The 14,321-nt window shown below is 34.7% G+C and carries 16 protein-coding genes; 8 read left to right on the forward strand and 8 right to left on the reverse strand.

Going from position 1 to position 14,321, the window contains the following annotated elements; translation table 11 throughout:
* Positions 1-184: 184 nt before the first annotated feature.
* Both E0I61_RS03925 and E0I61_RS03930 read left to right on the forward strand, forming a co-directional pair.
* The gene (locus tag E0I61_RS03925; protein WP_132069531.1) at positions 185-2,308 is read left to right on the forward strand and encodes a TonB-dependent receptor; all 2,124 of its coding nucleotides are present in this window, start codon (positions 185-187) and stop codon (positions 2,306-2,308) included.
* A 384-nt stretch (positions 2,309-2,692) separates the two neighbouring features.
* Entirely contained in the window at positions 2,693-3,142 is a 450-nt protein-coding gene (locus tag E0I61_RS03930; RefSeq protein WP_132069533.1) for a hypothetical protein, read from the forward strand.
* 271 nt (positions 3,143-3,413) lie between these two features.
* On the opposite strand, the gene E0I61_RS03935 is transcribed toward E0I61_RS03930, so the two are convergent.
* A complete protein-coding gene (locus E0I61_RS03935) occupies positions 3,414-3,827 on the reverse strand; it encodes a Rieske (2Fe-2S) protein (protein WP_132069535.1) in 414 nt (137 codons plus the stop codon).
* A 162-nt stretch (positions 3,828-3,989) separates the two neighbouring features.
* Between E0I61_RS03935 and greA the strand changes: the two genes are divergently transcribed.
* The 3 genes from greA (at position 3,990) to E0I61_RS03950 (ending at position 6,210) form a co-directional block, all read left to right on the forward strand.
* On the forward strand, positions 3,990-4,466 hold the full coding sequence (greA, locus tag E0I61_RS03940; RefSeq protein WP_131914926.1) for a transcription elongation factor GreA: 477 nt from the start codon (positions 3,990-3,992) through the stop codon (positions 4,464-4,466).
* 93 nt (positions 4,467-4,559) lie between these two features.
* Positions 4,560-4,949: an HIT family protein gene (locus E0I61_RS03945; protein ID WP_132069537.1), complete on the forward strand. Its 390-nt coding sequence runs from the start codon at positions 4,560-4,562 to the stop codon at positions 4,947-4,949.
* Between the two features lie 94 nt (positions 4,950-5,043).
* Positions 5,044-6,210 carry a transglutaminase domain-containing protein gene (locus tag E0I61_RS03950; protein ID WP_132069539.1) on the forward strand — a complete coding sequence of 389 codons (1,167 nt, stop codon included), beginning with the start codon at positions 5,044-5,046 and terminating at the stop codon, positions 6,208-6,210.
* Here E0I61_RS03950 and E0I61_RS03955 read toward each other — a convergent pair.
* Positions 6,207-7,361 (reverse strand): sensor histidine kinase, encoded by a 1,155-nt coding sequence (locus tag E0I61_RS03955; RefSeq protein WP_132069541.1) that lies wholly within the window; start codon positions 7,359-7,361, stop codon positions 6,207-6,209. The two genes, E0I61_RS03950 and E0I61_RS03955, sit on opposite strands and share 4 nt — an antisense overlap.
* Before the next feature lie 174 nt (positions 7,362-7,535).
* On the opposite strand from E0I61_RS03955, the gene E0I61_RS03960 reads away from it, so the two are divergent.
* From E0I61_RS03960 to aat, 3 genes are all read left to right on the forward strand, one after another.
* Positions 7,536-8,438: a flavin reductase family protein gene (locus tag E0I61_RS03960; RefSeq protein ID WP_132069543.1), complete on the forward strand. Its 903-nt coding sequence runs from the start codon at positions 7,536-7,538 to the stop codon at positions 8,436-8,438.
* A gap of 3 nt (positions 8,439-8,441) precedes the next feature.
* Positions 8,442-8,822 carry a DUF3127 domain-containing protein gene (locus E0I61_RS03965; protein ID WP_131990316.1) on the forward strand — a complete coding sequence of 127 codons (381 nt, stop codon included), beginning with the start codon at positions 8,442-8,444 and terminating at the stop codon, positions 8,820-8,822.
* Between the two features lie 78 nt (positions 8,823-8,900).
* Positions 8,901-9,539, forward strand: a complete 639-nt coding sequence (gene aat, locus E0I61_RS03970) for a leucyl/phenylalanyl-tRNA--protein transferase (protein WP_132069545.1) — start codon at positions 8,901-8,903, stop codon at positions 9,537-9,539.
* Between the two features lie 2 nt (positions 9,540-9,541).
* Here aat and E0I61_RS03975 read toward each other — a convergent pair whose 3' ends face one another.
* From E0I61_RS03975 to E0I61_RS04000, 6 genes are all read right to left on the reverse strand, one after another.
* Positions 9,542-10,252, reverse strand: coding sequence for a HesA/MoeB/ThiF family protein (locus tag E0I61_RS03975; RefSeq protein WP_132069547.1), 711 nt, complete (start codon positions 10,250-10,252; stop codon positions 9,542-9,544).
* 86 nt (positions 10,253-10,338) lie between these two features.
* Positions 10,339-11,460 (reverse strand): 2-iminoacetate synthase ThiH, encoded by a 1,122-nt coding sequence (thiH, locus tag E0I61_RS03980; RefSeq protein WP_132069549.1) that lies wholly within the window; start codon positions 11,458-11,460, stop codon positions 10,339-10,341.
* 69 nt (positions 11,461-11,529) lie between these two features.
* Positions 11,530-12,300, reverse strand: a complete 771-nt coding sequence (locus tag E0I61_RS03985) for a thiazole synthase (RefSeq protein WP_132069551.1) — start codon at positions 12,298-12,300, stop codon at positions 11,530-11,532.
* Entirely contained in the window at positions 12,287-12,919 is a 633-nt protein-coding gene (locus E0I61_RS03990; RefSeq protein ID WP_132069553.1) for a thiamine phosphate synthase, read from the reverse strand. The genes E0I61_RS03985 and E0I61_RS03990 overlap by 14 nt, the downstream gene beginning before the upstream one ends.
* Complete coding sequence (locus E0I61_RS03995; RefSeq protein WP_132069555.1) at positions 12,912-13,667, reverse strand: hydroxymethylpyrimidine/phosphomethylpyrimidine kinase; 756 nt, start codon at positions 13,665-13,667, stop codon at positions 12,912-12,914. Before E0I61_RS03995 ends, E0I61_RS03990 begins: the two co-directional genes overlap by 8 nt.
* Complete coding sequence (locus E0I61_RS04000) at positions 13,640-14,281, reverse strand: thiamine phosphate synthase (RefSeq protein WP_132069557.1); 642 nt, start codon at positions 14,279-14,281, stop codon at positions 13,640-13,642. The genes E0I61_RS03995 and E0I61_RS04000 overlap by 28 nt, the downstream gene beginning before the upstream one ends.
* Between the last annotated feature and the right edge of the window lie 40 nt (positions 14,282-14,321).

The following is a 14,321-nucleotide window of genomic DNA, read 5'->3' on the forward strand; positions in this document are numbered from 1 at the left end:
CCGTCTCAAAGGGGTGCTCTAAATAACGAGCTGAGATTATACCCAAAGAACCTGGACAAGTAATGTTGTCAAGGGAAAAAATGACAAAAATAGCGTGTAAGCTACTTTAATTTGTCATAGGAAACAATCATTTTTTAATTTAACAACAGAATAATTCCCCCTTTTATTCGTAAATTTTTTACGGATGAATACTATTTTAGTCCCAAAGTTCAAGAATCTGACATATTATATGTCTTCGGTCTTTCTTCTCTCATCTTTTGTCTCTTTTTCTCAGGTCAAAGACACCACTAAAGTAAACCAACTCGATGAAGTCTTGGTTTCGGCAGTTCGTGTTACAACAAAAACACCGGTCAGTTTTAGCAATTTGGACAAAAAGGAAATCAAATTCCGAAATTTAGGACAAGACATTCCTGTTTTGATGAATTATTTACCGTCAGTTGTCACAACTTCTGATGCGGGCAATGGAGTAGGATATACTGGAATTCGGGTTCGTGGTAGCGATGCAACAAGAGTGAATGTTACTATCAACGGAATTCCGTACAATGATTCTGAAAGCCATGGAACCTATTGGGTAAATATGCCAGATTTTGCCTCATCGCTGGAGAGTTTACAATTGCAACGCGGAGTAGGAACTTCTACTAATGGAGCAGGAGCTTTCGGTGCCAGTTTAAATATGCTTACTGATAATTTTGCCAAAGAAAGCACGGGAGAAATCTCGAACTCTTTTGGAAGTTTCAATACTCGAAAACACACGGTAAAATTCAGTACGGGTTTGATGAATGATCATTTCGAAATTGCGGGACGTTTGTCCGCTTTAAATTCGGATGGATACGTGGATCGTGGAGCCTCTGATTTAAAATCCTATTTTCTTCAAGGAACATATGTGGGGAAAACAACGTTGATCAAAGCCTTAGTTTTTGGAGGGACTGAAAAAACGTATCAATCATGGAACGGAATTGATGGCGAAACGCTGAACAATGACCGAACGTTTAATTCAGCAGGAGCTTTTACTGATGAACAAGGAAATGATCGTTTTTATGACAATGAAACTGATAATTACCAACAAGATCACTCTCAACTGCATTGGAACGAAAAAATATCGGAAAACTGGAGTACTAATTTAGCCTTTCATTATACTAAAGGAAAAGGATTCTATGAAAATTATAAAGAAGATGCTGATTTAGCAGATTATGGATTACAGCCAGTTGGTGTTGTAACAGCAACTGATTTGATTCGTCAAAAATGGTTGGATAATGACTTTTATGGAACGACATTTTCTGCAAATTACAAGAAAGACAAACTGGATGTAATTTTTGGTGGCGGATGGAATAAGTATGAAGGCAGCCACTTCGGAAAAGTTATTTGGGCACGATTTGCTTCGCAGAGCGAATTAGGAGATCGTTATTATGATGATTATGCCGTCAAAACGGATGGAACTGTTTTTGCCAAAGCCAATTACCAAATCACAGAGCAATTAAGTTTATTTGGAGATTTACAATACCGTACGGTTAATTATAAAGCCAATGGCGTTCAGGCCAATGTAGTAGATGACACGTTTGATTTTTTTAATCCAAAGACAGGATTGACATATGACATTAATGCTCATAATGCTTTGTATTTTTCCTATGCCAGAGCTAACAGAGAACCAAACAGAACCGATTATGAAGGTGGAAACGTAAAGCCAGAAAAGTTGAATGACTTTGAATTGGGTTGGAGATATGTTGCTGAGAAAGTACAATTCAATTCGAATGTGTATTATATGGCCTATAAAGATCAATTGATTTTGACTGGAAATCTGGATGATGTAGGCGCTCCGATACGTTCCAATAGCGAAAAAAGCTACCGTTTAGGACTAGAAGTAGATGCTACAATAGCGTTGACAAATCAATTGATTATTCGTCCTAATTTTACTTTGAGCGCTAATAAAAATACCAATTTAGCGGTAGAAGGTCAGGATTATGGGACTACGGATATCGCATATTCACCATCAATTATTGCAGGAAATATTTTGGTCTATACACCAGTGGAGAATCTTCATATTTCATGGTTGCAAAAATTCGTCGGGGAACAATACATGAATAATATCGAATTGCCGGCTGCAAAGTTGGCCGATTACTTTGTGAATGATTTGAACGTTGCGTATGAGTTTAAACCAAAATTGGTTTTTAAATCGATTGTTTTGACGGGTTTAGTGAATAACTTTTTAGATAAAAAATATGTTTCTAATGGATACATGTATGATGTTTATCCGTATTATTATCCGCAAGCGGGAATTAATTTTCTTGTCGGATTGACATTGAAGTTTTAGAATATCACTTTAGTTATAATGAGAAAAATCCTGATGGCTTACCTGTCAGGATTTTTTGGTTATAGCGATTTACTGAGAATTTTTGATGTAAATTTCTTCGAAAATTTATTTATATGGTTCTTAGATTTTTATAAGAAGAATATGGTTTTTTAATTTTGTAAAAAAGTACAATTAATATTGATGGGATTAGTATTTACGGTAATGATAAAATTAAATCTATTAAATTTAAAAGGGTAAAATACAGTATAGCTATATATGTAAATATAAACCTTAACTTGTTAAATTCTACTATTTAAATAAGATAATTCTTTAAATAACGTTTTTTTATTTTTATATTTACAATGGTTCGCCAAAATTAATTATAAATTTAAACCAGTATTAAAAATGAAAAATTTCAAACATATATTCATTGTCATTTTGTTATGTCTTGGTTTTGAAAGCTATTCGCAAATCGCTGTGACGGGCTATTCTAATTATGCTTTGGGATTAAATACAAGTAAAGAAAAGATGATAAGTTTTGAAATGAAGATTTTCACTAACCATTATGTGGAAGATATTCCAATAGAGGGTAATGTGTTTTATAATTTTAAAACCAAAGAATACCACAGATTCTCAATTGGATTAGGAATTAATCTTAGTCCGTTTAGTAGTCCTGATCAAGTGAATTCATTTGTAATTCCAACAGTATTAGAAATTTTTCCAATAAAAGATTTTAAAAAAATAGCAATTATTTTTGAATTAGCACCTGAATTAAGTATTGAAGATGATGTTGCTATTAGAAGCCTTTTTGGTATTAGATATACTTTTGAGAAAAAAAATAGTTCGAAATTTTAACTCAGGAATTTAACATTTCTCTCTTAAAATAAGAGCTTTTTCATCATTTCAAAAAATCCGAAAAGTTTAAATACGTTTCGGATTTTTTTTTACAAGTTTTGAAAGAAATTTTAAAAAAATGGCTGAGAGCTTACCACTAAATGAAATATTCCATAAAATGTATCATAATTTGAATGAGAATTCGAATCAATTAAATGCTTTTAAAGAAAATATAATGTGAACAAATTAAAGAAAATACAAGTAAACAAAATTGAATCTATGTTTAAAAAGTTTAATTATAAACTCGAAGAACCGTTCCGTTTACTTGAACTCGATATTGCTTCATCGGATATTGTAAAGTTCCCTGTCCGGTAAATAAACTGTATTCTTTACTGTCACATCCACAAACAGCATTTATCCCATTTATGGTCATGGTAGAACAGGAACTTATAGCTTGATTGGGACAAGCAGCATCAAAAGCATTGTAACCACTGCCGGTATTAAATACAATAATGCCACGTGCGCCTACTCCGGGATAATAAATAGCATTGCTCGTATATTTAAGATTCGAATACGCCGGCAGATTCATATTAATATCTACCGTAAAAGTATAATTAGGGACAAATGGATTTGTATTATCAAAACCTGAATCACTACACGAAAAAAAGAAAGGAATTATAACGGAAAGCAGCAGGTATTTTTTCATTTTAAAATAGTGTCAAAGTATTAGCGAAACAAATTTAATTTATTTAACTTTGAATTATATATGATTAACATATATTTATAGACGAAAAAAAAATAATAGTATCTTTGTGGAAAGAAATCCCGTCCTGATGGGATTTTTTCTATTTATATAAATGATGAAGTTATGAGTACAGTATCGTATTACACCGCAGAAGGGTTAAAGAAATTAAGAGAAGAATTAGATTATTTAAAAAGCGTAATGCGTCCAAAAGCATCTGCAGATATAGCCGAAGCGAGAGATAAAGGCGACCTTTCTGAGAATGCTGAATACGATGCTGCTAAAGAAGCGCAAGGAATGCTCGAAATGCGTATTGCTAAAATGGAAGAAGTACATTCTAACGCCAGATTAATTGATGAATCTCATTTAGATCTTTCTAAAGTATTGGTTTTGTCGAATGTGAAAATCAAGAATCAAGCCAATGGAATGGAAATGAAATACACACTGGTAGCTGAAAGTGAAGCCGACTTAAAAACTGGTAAAATCTCCGTAACCTCACCAATTGGCAAAGGGTTACTAGGAAAATCAGTGGGCGAAGTTGCAGAAATCACAGTACCTAATGGTGTGTTGAAATTTGAAATTTTAGAAATATCTCGTGATTAAAGTCATTGCGAGGAACGAAGCAATCACACGATGTAATTCAGTTTTTTAGACACTTATAAAAAAATGTCAATCTATTTTCTTAAAGTCTTTCTTATGAGCAGTATATTTACAAAAATCATAAACGGAGAAATCCCGAGTTACAAAATCGCTGAAGATGAAAATTTCCTGGCTTTTTTGGATGTAAATCCAAATGCAAAAGGACACACGCTTTGTATTCCGAAACAAGAAATAAATAAGATTTTTGACATAGAAGACGATTTGTATATCGGACTCATGCAGTTTTCTAAAAAAATAGCGGTTGCTCTTGAAAAAACGGTTCCGTGCAAAAGAATCGGAATGGCGGTAATTGGGCTTGAAGTTCCTCATGCGCACGTTCATTTGATCCCTTTGAATGAAATGGATGAAATGCGGTTTCAAAATAAAGTATCATTGTCCAAAGATGAATTTGAAGCTTTAGCAGAAAGTATTAAAACCAATTTATAATAGTTGCATAAATAAAATTGGTATGGTTTTAGTTTAGAAAGGGGATAGGTGAAAACCTATCCCCTTTTAATTTTTTGAGCCTAAATTATATACTATGAAAAATATTTATTTAGTACTTTTTTTCTTTTTCTCGCTTTTAAGTTTTGGACAGGTCAATACCGGATATCCTTTGGTTGATGCTAAAATGGCTGCTATCCCCCCTAATTCAGCAACTTCTACCGAAGCGATTGCCAAATATATTAATGCTAATTTCAAAACAGAAACGGATAAAATCAGAGCTGTTTTTTACTGGACCGCATCCAATGTCAGTTATGATATCGCAAATATGTATGCTGTAAATTTCAATGAAACGGTACAGGAAAAAATCACAAAGACCTTAAAAACTAAAAAGGGTGTTTGTATTCATTATGCAGTCGTTTTCAATGAGCTCTCGCAAAAAATAGGAATCCAATCCTATATAATTGATGGGTATACAAAGCAAAACGGAAAAGTAGATGACTTAGCTCACGCTTGGACGGCTGCAAAAATTGATAAAAAGTGGTATATATTTGATCCAACTTGGGGTTCTGGTTATGTCAATAATGGGAGATTTTCTAAAAAAATAAACAACTATTATTTTAAGGCTGAGCCTGCTAAAATAATTGCATCCCACATTCCATTTGATTATTTATGGCAATTTTCGAATTATCCTGTTACTAATGCTGAGTTTTATCAAGGAAAAATTCAAATCAACAAAGCCAAGAAATACTTCGATTTTGAGAAAGAAATTACCAAATACAATGCCTTGCCTGAAGGGGATCAATTATTTGCTTCGGCAGAAAGAATAGAGAAAAATGGGTTGAAAAATGCTATGATTCTGGAGCGTTACGTAGGAAAAAAGAAACAGTTGATCTATTTGCGACAAAATACCAATATAGAGAAGTTAAATTCTATTGTGAATGAAATGAATGAGGCGGTTGTGTTATTGAATGATTTTATTCATTATAGAAACAATAAGTTTAACCCTACTTTATCAGATGATGAAATTAGTAATATGATTGAAACACCAATAAGTAAACTGGCTAAATGTCAAAACGAAATTTACAGCGTTGGTTCAGTTGGCAATGAGAATACAGCTAATGTGGTTTCGATTAAAAAATCGATAAGTAAAGCTTTGGCGCAAGCCGAAGAACACGCTTTGTTTGTGCAAAACTATTTGAGTAAGTCTAAAATAGTCAGAAAAACGATGTTTTTTAAAGTGTCTCGGTTTGGAGTTCGTTAAACTAAATTACTTTTTTTAAAACTGACTTGCATAGTTGTTCCTTTTCCAATTTCGGAATTTAACACTTTTATGGTTCCTTTATGGTATTCTTCCACGATTCTTTTGGTTAGCGAAAGACCCAATCCCCAACCGCGTTTTTTAGTAGTAAATCCGGGTTCAAAGATGGTTTTGAATTGTTTTTTTTGAATACCACCTCCGGAATCGGAAACGTTTATTTTTACTGAATCACCTTCTTGCTCTATTTCCAGCGCTAATTGTCCTTTTCCTTTCATAGCATCAATGGCGTTTTTTACGAGATTTTCAATGGTCCAACTGTGTAAAGTAGGATTCAAAGAAACAATTATAGGAGATTTTGGCGCTTTAAACGAAAACTCAATTTGTTTCGAAAATCGGGATTGTAAATAGTCATAGGATTGAAAGGTTTCTGTTACGATGTCTTTATTCTCTAATTTTGGTTCAGATCCTATTTTCGAAAAACGATCGGTTATGGTTTGTAAACGCTCAATGTCTTTTTCAATTTCGAAAGTGGTGCTTTCATCCACATTTTCGGATTTCAAGAGTTCGACCCAGCCAATCAATGAAGAAAGCGGTGTTCCTATCTGGTGTGCGGTTTCTTTTGCCATTCCCGCCCAAAGCTTGTTTTGCGTCGCCATTTTGGTGCTTCTGTAAAAATTGTAGACGAGCGCTCCAAAAAGCACAATGATTAACAATAAGGCAACAGGATAGTATTTTAGCTTGTTAAGTAATGAAGAATTTCCGTAATATAAATATTGAAATTTCCCAGGTACATATTCAATTATAATAGGGTCATTTTCACTTTTTAGATCGGATAAGAAATCTTTAGCTTTACTGTCATTCTTTACAATAGCATCGTCAATGTTTACGGTGTTTATGATGCTGTCATTTTCTGTAAGTATAATAGGAATAGAGGTGTTGTTACTGAAAATCTGAAGAGGAAGTTCCACATCCGTATTTTCTCCGGCATTTTTGAGTGTCTTTTGTGCATTTGCCCAAAGGTTCATTTTTAATCGTTCTTCATTTTTGAAGATTTGAAAAAACGTATAAGTGTTCCAGAGAATTAATGAAATGATTAAAAAGGAGGCAAAAATAATAACCCAACGAGTTGTATTTCTTCTTTCAGAAAACTGCATAAATATAATTTAGAGGTATAAATATAACGAAATAAATGCTTTTGTATTTTAGTTTTAGAGAAAGAATTTTTTTTGAAAAAATCAAGCCTTTATTTTATTCTAATTTGGGTTACTACTTCTTAAACTTAATTCATTTGTCTACTTTTGTATCTTTCAGCAATAAATTAAAAACGTATGATTACTATTGATCCTAAAAGTATTGAAACAGCAAAATTGCAAGGGTATTTGCAAAGTTCCGTTGGGCCTAGACCTATTGCCTTTGCCAGTACTATGGATGCTAAGGGAAATCCAAATTTATCTCCTTTTAGTTTCTTTAACGTGTTCAGTGCTAATCCTCCGATTCTGATATTTTCCCCTGCAAGACGCGTTCGTGATAATTCGACAAAACACACTTTAATCAATGCCGAAGCGACTCGGGAAGTAGTTATTAATGTGGTGAATTATGCTATCGTACAGCAGACTTCTTTGGCTAGTACAGAATATGCTGATGGAGTAGATGAGTTTATAAAATCTGGCTTGACGCCAATTGCTTCGGAGGTGGTAAAACCTTTTAGAGTAAAAGAATCACCAGTTCAATTTGAATGCAAAGTGACTCAGATTATTCCGTTGGGAACGGAAGGAGGAGCCGGGAATTTAGTGCTTTGTGAAGTGTTGCGCATTCATATTGACGAATCTATTTTAGACGAAAATGGAACGATTGACCAACATAAAATAGATTTGGTTTCCAGATTAGGAGGTAATTGGTATTCCAGATCGAATCAAGGTCTTTTTGAAGTCCCAAAGCCATTATCCACATTAGGAATTGGGGTAGATGTGATTCCAGATTTTATAAAAGAAAGTCCTGTTTTTGATGGGAATGATTTAGGAATGTTGGGTAATATTGAAGCCTTGCCTACAATGGAAGAAGTTAGTATATTTGTAAAAGAAAATTTCGCAGTAAAAGGAGTTTTAAGTTCCGATGATGCCGAAAAAGTGCATATGGAAGCTAAAAAATATTTAAATGCTAATGACGTGTTTTCAGCATGGAAGGTGCTTTTAGCGGAAAGAAAAAAAGAGAGCAAAACAATTAAAACATAGAAGATGGAAGTTACAGGAAAAATTAAAATGATCGATCAAACTAAAGAAGTTGGATCTGGAGGTTTCAAAAAAAGAGATGTTGTTGTTACAACTGATGAGCAGTATCCACAACATATTCTAGTTCAGTTTGTTCAGGATAAATGTGACTTATTGAACGGTTTTCAAGTAGGAGAAGCTGTGAAAATTGATATTAATTTAAGAGGTAGAGAATGGACAAATCCTCAAGGGGAAACGGTTTATTTTAATACTATTCAAGGATGGAGAATAGGAAAATTGCAAGCTGAAGCTGCTTCGGCTGCGCAAATGCCCCCAATGCCGGCTACTGAAGCATTTGCACCAGCAACAAACTTAAACGAAGAAGAAGCAGACGATTTGCCTTTTTAATCATTTGAATTTCTATTGATATAGTGAAAACAAACCCGACAGGTATTCAAAACACTGTCGGGTTTTTATTTTATAAGAATGTATTATTTGTCAATTCCTTTATTTTTTCCTCCTGTTGTCCAAGCCAATGCTGATGGTATTCTTGCCGTTGGAGGTGACTTGTCTCCGGAACGATTGCAACTTGCTTATAAAAGCGGCATTTTTCCGTGGTTTGAAGATGGAGAACCAATTATGTGGTGGTCACCAAATCCCAGAATGGTTTTGTTTTTGGATGAATTGATTGTTTCAAAAAGCATGCGCAACATTCTCAATAGAAATATTTTTAAGGTTACGTTTAATCAGAATTTCAGGGACGTAATTTCAAACTGCCAAAACATAGAACGCGATGGTCAAAACGGCACTTGGATTACCAATGACATGATTGAAGCCTATTGTAAACTCCATAAATTAGGAGTTGCAAAATCGGTTGAAGTCTGGCAAGAGGATGAGTTGGTGGGCGGTTTGTATGGGATCGATTTAGGTCATGTTTTCTGTGGTGAAAGTATGTTTTCCAAAGTTTCAAATGCTTCAAAAGTGGCTTTTATTGCTTTGGTTAACCAATTAAAAAAGGCTAATTATAAACTGTTGGATTGCCAAGTTTATAATCCACATCTTGAAAGTTTAGGCTGTATGGAAATTGATAGAGAAGAATTTATGGAAATTTTGAAAAGCAAATAGTTCTAAAATTTCAATTTTGTAAAACGCCACTCTGAAGTATTAAAAAGTACCAATTCATTTTCTAAAGTTGGTAAATCCATAATCAGTTTCAGAGTTTCATGCGCCATCATTGTGCCAATAATCCCTGGAAGCGTACCCAATACTCCATTCAAATTGCAATTGGGGACATCTTTTGGATTCGGTGATTCTGGGAATAAGTCACGAAGATTTTTGCTTCCATTGTGATTGAAAACAGCCATTTGCCCTTCAAATTTTAAGATGCTGCCATAAACCAATGATTTCCCTAGTTTTACGCAAGTATCGTTTACCAGATAACGAGTTTCAAAATTATCTGAACCATCAATAATGAGATCAAAATTCATGATGATTTGTACGGTATTTTCAACAGTTAATTTTTCTTCCAAAGCAATAATCTGAATCAACGGATTTAAAGTTTCTAAAACCGATTTTGCCGTAATTGCTTTTGATTGACCAATGTGTTCTTCCGTATATAAAATTTGGCGGTGCAGGTTGTGTAATTCTATTTTATCAAAATCAACAATTCCAATAGTTCCCACTCCAGCAGTTGTTAGATATTGTAAAATAGGACAACCCAGTCCACCTGCGCCAATCACCAAAACTTTGGCTTTTTTGAGTTTTTCTTGTCCTGAATCACCTATTTCCGGTAACATCATCTGGCGGTTGTAGCGTAAATAATCTTGAATAATGCTCATTTTTTTAGTCTTAAAGTTGAAAGTCATAAAGTTAAAAGTCAAAAGAAGATAAAAAAAGTAAGTTGAGTTCTTTCGACATTAAGACTTTATGACATTTGACTGTATATTTTATCCCAATCCTTCCAAACGGGTTCGTATCCTTTATTTGCAATGATTTCTGCAATTTCGTGTGCCGAGCGCTCATCACTAATTTCAAATTGCTCCAAGGATTGCGGATCGACAACATAACCACCGGGATTGGTTTTTGAACCTGCACTCATGCTGGTAACTCCAATTGGGATTATATTATTTCTAAAAATTTCATTTTCACGGGTGGAAATAGAAATCTCTAAATCTTCATTCCAAAGGCGGTAGGCACAAATAAGTTGCGTTAAATCTTTGTCGTCCATAATAAAGTTAGGCTCGATGATTCCTTCTGCGGGACGCAATCTCGGGAAAGAGACGGAATATTTGGTTTGCCAATAGGTTTTTTGCAAATAATCTAAATGCAAAGCGTTAAAAAAACTATCGGTGCGCCAATCTTCCAATCCCAATAAAACACCCAATCCAATTTTATGAATACCCGCAGTTCCTATTCGATCAGGAGTTTTCAAACGAAAATCGAAATTTGATTTTTTACCTTTTGTGTGATACTTTTTATAAACCTCCTGATGATAGGTTTCCTGATATACCAAAACCGAAAAGACACCCGCTTTATGCAATTGCTTGTATTCTTCAGTAGATAGCGGTTGCACTTCGACTGAAATGGTAGAAAAATCATTTTTTATTTGGGCAATCGATTTTAGGAAATAATGAATGTTTACCGTGTAATTGGCTTCGCCTGTTACCAATAAAACATGATCAAATCCTGCTTTTTTCAAGGCCTCTACCTCTAATGTGATTTCGCTTTCGTTGAGGGTTTTTCGTTTGATTTTATTGTCTAAACTAAAACCACAATAGGTACAAATATTTTGACATTCGTTACTCAAATACAAAGGCGCATACATCTGAATGGTTTTTCCAAAGCGTTTTTTGGTCAGTTCGTGACTCATCTGTGCCATTTGTTCCAAATACGTTTGAGCAGCCGGAGAAATCAATGCAAGGAAATCATCCAGGTTCCGTTTGCTTTTGGCCAATGCCCGTTCTACCTCTTGAGTTGTGGTTTGGTATATTTTGGACTGAATGGTGTCCCAATCATAGTTTTCAAAAACCGATTTAAATGTTTTCATTTAATTAGATTATTAATTAAGGAACCCCTTCAAGGTTTAAAACCCTGAAGGGATTGGGAATGTAGAGGTCTATTTATACAAAAACGCCGTCAGCGGACTTGAAGCCATCGCACGATTTACTTTTTGAGCCAATTGTGCTTCGTAGGCTTTTCGACCTGCAATAACGGCTTCTCTGAAAGCTTCTGCCATCAATATTGGGTTTCCGGCAACAGCAATGGCTGTGTTTACCAAAACGGCATCAGCCCCAAGTTCCATCGCTTTGGCCGCGTCAGATGGTGCGCCAATTCCGGCATCTATAATCACGGGAACTTTACTCTGTTCAATTATTATTTCTAAAAAATCGATGGTTTTTAATCCTTTATTACTTCCAATAGGGGAGCCCAAAGGCATGACAGCGGCTGTTCCTGCATCTTCCAGTCGTTTACATAAAACAGGATCCGCATGTATGTAGGGCAAAACGATAAATCCTAATTTGGCTAATGCTTCCGTAGCTTTTAAAGTTTCGATAGCATCGGGCATTAAATATTTTGGATCAGGATGGATCTCCAGTTTTAGCCAATTAGTTTCCAACGCTTCGCGGGCTAATTGTGCCGCAAAAATGGCTTCTTTGGCATTTCGTGCTCCGGAAGTATTGGGTAATAAATTAATTTGTGGATGTTTCAGATGTGCTAAAATGGCATCCGTTTCAGTTTCTAAATCGACACGTTTTAATGCTACAGTCACTAACTCGCTTCCCGAAGCTAAAATGGCTTCTTCCATCTGTTGATTGGAACCGAATTTTCCTGTGCCTAAAAACAAGCGGGATTGAAAGGTTTTGTCTCCTATTTTAAATGGTAACATATAAATTGTCGTTAAGTTGCGTGATAAGTTGGGATGGTTTTTCGCTTTGTGTAATCAAACCAGAAACGGCAATGCCATAAATTCCGGTTTCCATTAAGCTTTTGACATTTTCCAGTGTGATGCCTCCAATGGCATAAATGGGAATTTGAATCTTTTTCATTTTCATTTTTTCGATAATCGTGCGGTAGCCTTCAAGTCCTAAAATCGGACTTAAATTTTGTTTGGTAGTTGTAAATTGAAATGGACCCAGACCAATATAATCACAATTTTCGGCTGTTTTTTGGAGCACATCATCAAAAGTATTTGCAGTTCCTCCAATGATTTTTGTTTTTCCTAAAAGTACTCGGGCTTCTGCAACATTCATATCACTCAAACCTAAATGGACTCCATCAGCATTCAATTGCTGTGCCAGATGGACATTGTCGTTGATGACAAAAACCGCTAAATATTCTTCGCATAAAAACTTCACGGCTTCCGCCAAAGCAAAAACTTCAAGAGCGTTTTGGTTTTTGAATCGCATTTGAATCCAATCACAACCATTGTCCAGTGCTTGATGGATATTATACAATTGTTCTTCGACTGTGTTTCCCTGTGAGATGTATTGTAATTTGTTATACATAATGGTATCCTAATTTGGTTTGGTTAGATTGTAAGTAGGTTTCTATATAATTTTTGGCATTAATACAGGCAGTTTTCAGATGCTGTTCCAAAGCTAAATTGGCTGTAATGGCTGATGATAATACACAGCCGGAACCGTGTTTTTCGAATGTTAAAGCTTCTTTTGGCGTAAGCCTGAAAATTTTATTTCCTGTATATAGATAATCAACACCAAATTCGTCTGGATTATGGCCACCTTTTAGTAAAACGGCGCAATATTCCGAAAGGATTTCTGCAATTGTTTCTGCATTAATTTCTTCCGAAGACAGTTGTAAAATCTCATTGTAATTGGGTGTTATCAAATCAATTTCCTTCAATATTTCAATCAAAAAAGCTTGATTTTTGATGTTTATAAAATCGAATTCGGTAGTGGATTTCAAAACGGTATCCCAGATGATTTTTGTTTTTGGCGAAAGCCTTTTTACGGTATAAACAATTTCTTTTAAATAGTCCAAAGAAGGAACAATGCCAATTTTTACTGCTTTGATACTATAGTTCTTGAATAGCATTTGTATGGAACGCAAAACAAAATTTAAGTCGGTCCATTGCATTTCGTAGAACACATTTTCGGTTTGAATAGTATTACCAGTATTCACAGCAAAACCATACACACGATGTTGTTCAAATGTTTTTACATCCGCTAAAATTCCTGCACCTCCCGAGGAATCGAAACCGGCTATTGTTAAAACGAATGGGCGATTTGTTGACATATTTTGAAATTTTCTATTGGGTTGTTGCTGTTCCAAATGGTTCCTAAAAGGGCTGCTTTGTCGAAACCATATTTCAATGTTTGCTGAATGTTATCAGGGGAGATTCCGCCTAACGCCACCAGTTTTGTGGAGAAATTAGTTCTTTGTATTATCGCTTCGAAATGATTGGTTTTTGAAGCATAATTAGGTTTGGAAATACTATCGAAAACCGGACTTAAAAAAGCATATTCAAAAACATTATTCAAAGTATTAAAGTCTTCCATCGAATGAACCGAAGTTGATAGATGGAATCCCTTTTCTCTCAATTCATTAAAGATTTTATTTTCAGAAGACCTACTAGGTTTTGAAAACCTTGCAGGAGTATTTATCACTCCATTTCGCATTTTTTCAGTAAAATGAATTCGCTTGATTCCAAATTCTTCCGCCAAATGATGCTGACTATGTAAAACCAATTGACTTCTAAATTCCAATCCTATTTCCGATAAAAACGCTTTCATTTCCGCTTCCGAAAAATCAGGTTTACGAACATGAAACAACATCAATCCTTCCGCAAAAAGCGAATGAATATCGTTGATTTCGTTTGGAACGGAAATAGGATTTGAAATAATAATCATGGTTTAGGTAAACAGCATTTATTTTCGGTTTTGCAACTCA

It is taken from the genome of Flavobacterium ranwuense (assembly GCF_004349315.1).
In the GTDB taxonomy this organism is placed as follows: Bacteria; Bacteroidota; Bacteroidia; order Flavobacteriales; family Flavobacteriaceae; genus Flavobacterium; species Flavobacterium ranwuense.

Bases quoted from the DNA above. Each gene is read 5' to 3' on its own strand.
- E0I61_RS03925 (WP_132069531.1), top strand. From the start codon at position 185: ATGAATACTATTTTAGTCCCAAAGTTCAAGAATCTGACATATTATATG.
- E0I61_RS03930 (WP_132069533.1), top strand. From the start codon at position 2,693: ATGAAAAATTTCAAACATATATTCATTGTCATTTTGTTATGTCTTGGT.
- E0I61_RS03935 (WP_132069535.1), bottom strand. From the start codon at position 3,827: ATGAAAAAATACCTGCTGCTTTCCGTTATAATTCCTTTCTTTTTTTCG.
- greA (WP_131914926.1), top strand. From the start codon at position 3,990: ATGAGTACAGTATCGTATTACACCGCAGAAGGGTTAAAGAAATTAAGA.
- E0I61_RS03945 (WP_132069537.1), top strand. From the start codon at position 4,560: ATGAGCAGTATATTTACAAAAATCATAAACGGAGAAATCCCGAGTTAC.
- E0I61_RS03950 (WP_132069539.1), top strand. From the start codon at position 5,044: ATGAAAAATATTTATTTAGTACTTTTTTTCTTTTTCTCGCTTTTAAGT.
- E0I61_RS03955 (WP_132069541.1), bottom strand. From the start codon at position 7,361: ATGCAGTTTTCTGAAAGAAGAAATACAACTCGTTGGGTTATTATTTTT.
- E0I61_RS03960 (WP_132069543.1), top strand. From the start codon at position 7,536: ATGATTACTATTGATCCTAAAAGTATTGAAACAGCAAAATTGCAAGGG.
- E0I61_RS03965 (WP_131990316.1), top strand. From the start codon at position 8,442: ATGGAAGTTACAGGAAAAATTAAAATGATCGATCAAACTAAAGAAGTT.
- aat (WP_132069545.1), top strand. From the start codon at position 8,901: ATGTATTATTTGTCAATTCCTTTATTTTTTCCTCCTGTTGTCCAAGCC.
- E0I61_RS03975 (WP_132069547.1), bottom strand. From the start codon at position 10,252: ATGAGCATTATTCAAGATTATTTACGCTACAACCGCCAGATGATGTTA.
- thiH (WP_132069549.1), bottom strand. From the start codon at position 11,460: ATGAAAACATTTAAATCGGTTTTTGAAAACTATGATTGGGACACCATT.
- E0I61_RS03985 (WP_132069551.1), bottom strand. From the start codon at position 12,300: ATGTTACCATTTAAAATAGGAGACAAAACCTTTCAATCCCGCTTGTTT.
- E0I61_RS03990 (WP_132069553.1), bottom strand. From the start codon at position 12,919: ATGTATAACAAATTACAATACATCTCACAGGGAAACACAGTCGAAGAA.
- E0I61_RS03995 (WP_132069555.1), bottom strand. From the start codon at position 13,667: ATGTCAACAAATCGCCCATTCGTTTTAACAATAGCCGGTTTCGATTCC.
- E0I61_RS04000 (WP_132069557.1), bottom strand. From the start codon at position 14,281: ATGATTATTATTTCAAATCCTATTTCCGTTCCAAACGAAATCAACGAT.